Genomic DNA, 1,984 nt, shown 5'->3' on the forward strand with positions numbered 1-1,984 from the left:
AAAACCTTCGAGTTCTCCCGATTTAATTCAGATCAAACGTAAAACTTCAGACTTACTTCTTACCCCCTAAAAGCTTCTCCAGCATCGCTACTTTTTCGTCTTTCTCTTTGAGCAGTTCGCGATATAGCTTTTCATTTTTCTCGATGACTTCCATCATCTTGTCCAAAGCGTTGAAAGTACAATTGTAGTTGAAAGCACTGCTACTATCATGATTTGTGACAATATTGTATACCGTAGCATTCTCATCCAGGTTTTTAATGGCGTCACCAGTTACCCCCATCGCCTTAGCCACCTTTTCCAGTTGTTCATCGTCCACCTCTTCGCTGGATTCGATGTTAGATACTGTCTGCTGGCTCATGTCCATTTTTTCGGCTAAGTCATCCTGCGTTAAGTTCAGCAACTCTCGCATGTGTCTCACTTTTCTTCCCATGTGCTTGGGGCGGGGTTTTGTTGTGTGTTCCATAAATCAAATATATTAACTCGGGTGCTAGTTACAAAGGCGAGCGCCTTTCTTGGTAAAAATACCCATAATGGCTGGTAAAATTACCATTCAATTACCAATGAAAATGGTGCAATACAAAGGGGGTGTTAGTGTACTTAGCGTTCATCGAAAGCAAGAAATAACCCTACCACTTAAAAAGAAGAATGCCATGGACACACCCGAACCCTATGATCAGCTTTGTAAAGCCGTACGTACCGGTGATACGGAAGGCATTTTCAAATGCCTGGAAAAAATAGAATCTGCAAAAGTACGTACCCGTATCATCTCATTGATTTTTGACGATGTGGATCTGTATGAGCTGGCGCAAAGTGTCTTAAAGCCCCACAGGCTTGGATGTATTTTACGCCAGTTTTGCCACAACCTGCAACACAGGCAAACGCAGATGTTCGTTAACTTCTCGTGTAAAGGCTACACCACCCCTTTAGAAGAATTACTTTCTGCTGAGCCTGCCCGTTGCTGGGAAATAAAGAACAGGCTTTATACTACCCTGATACACCTGTGCGCGTATGTAAAGGTTAAAAATGGCACGTTCATACTGGTAGACCTGTACTCAACCCAAAGCAGGCTTTCTGTATCGCTGGATACGGATGTATCCTTCCTGCGTAGCATCGATAATTCTAACGAGCTGCCCATCTGCATGGCGCTAAACCATGTCCGGCAAATAGGAGGTAAACTGCATGCGGACTGTATAGGCCTGAGCCTGAAATTATTTCGTCTTACCCTTACCCTGGACTTTGGCTGCAACGGAAACAGTAGAAAGCCTCGGTTAGTATCTGGTCCATCCTCAACGGACGTGTAGGGTAGTTCTCGTCCAGTCAGCAATAGGCAAGTTGGCAGTAGGCAAAATGAGGTTGCCTACTGATTTTTGCGGACTGCCGACTTTAAAAATGACCCTACTTTTCGGGTGACAGAAATTATCGTTTCATCAGTTAAAAAGATAGGGCGTAAGGTTTCGGTGATCTTTGCGTATTTCGGTCATCTCTCACCCTGTTCAGGCCGGCCGGTAGGATTAACAGCCAGTACGGTCATGGCTGTTTTGGGGAGCTTTCACCTCTTTTTGACCCGTGCTGATATACAAGAGGGTACCGCCTGGCGCGGTGTGGCCGGTGGGTGTTTCTATGGCTTTACCGAGCGGCTTTGCTCATGACTTCTGAGGAGAAACCTACTCCTGACACCGGGCCTTCACGTCAGCGATCGTCAGGGGTAAAAAAGTAAAAAACGCCTGTTTTATTCCATAAACGTGGGGTGTGGTACAACCGCTTGCAGGGGTACGTACATCCCCTGCCCGTACAGCGCTTGCCCGCACTACTATGGCTCTATATATTTGGTTTATGGAATGTACTACACACCGTCCACCCCCCGGAAAAGTCCTTCACACGTTAGCCCCCACCCATTCTTTCCGCCTGAACTATTGCTGTGGAAAGGTAGCAGGGCGCAAAACGCTAAAAAATAGTACTTAACTAGGTCAGTTGTTGAATTGAA

Annotated in this window: 3 protein-coding genes; 2 read left to right on the forward strand and 1 reads right to left on the reverse strand. The window is 45.9% G+C overall.

What is annotated here, in order from left to right; translation table 11 throughout:
• Nucleotides 1-52: 52 nt before the first annotated feature.
• Nucleotides 53-463 carry a helix-turn-helix domain-containing protein gene (locus tag FNH22_RS31745; protein ID WP_143402565.1) on the reverse strand — a complete coding sequence of 137 codons (411 nt, stop codon included), beginning with the start codon at nucleotides 461-463 and terminating at the stop codon, nucleotides 53-55.
• 67 nt (nucleotides 464-530) lie between these two features.
• Here FNH22_RS31745 and FNH22_RS31750 point away from each other — a divergent pair, with 67 nt between their 5' ends.
• Both FNH22_RS31750 and FNH22_RS31755 read left to right on the forward strand, forming a co-directional pair.
• Complete coding sequence (locus FNH22_RS31750) at nucleotides 531-1,301, forward strand: hypothetical protein (RefSeq protein ID WP_143402566.1); 771 nt, start codon at nucleotides 531-533, stop codon at nucleotides 1,299-1,301.
• Between the two features lie 105 nt (nucleotides 1,302-1,406).
• Complete coding sequence (locus FNH22_RS31755) at nucleotides 1,407-1,649, forward strand: hypothetical protein (protein WP_143402567.1); 243 nt, start codon at nucleotides 1,407-1,409, stop codon at nucleotides 1,647-1,649.
• The last annotated feature ends 335 nt before the right edge of the window (nucleotides 1,650-1,984 follow it).

The organism is Fulvivirga sp. M361 (genome assembly GCF_007097395.1).
Lineage (GTDB): Bacteria > Bacteroidota > Bacteroidia > Cytophagales > Cyclobacteriaceae > Fulvivirga.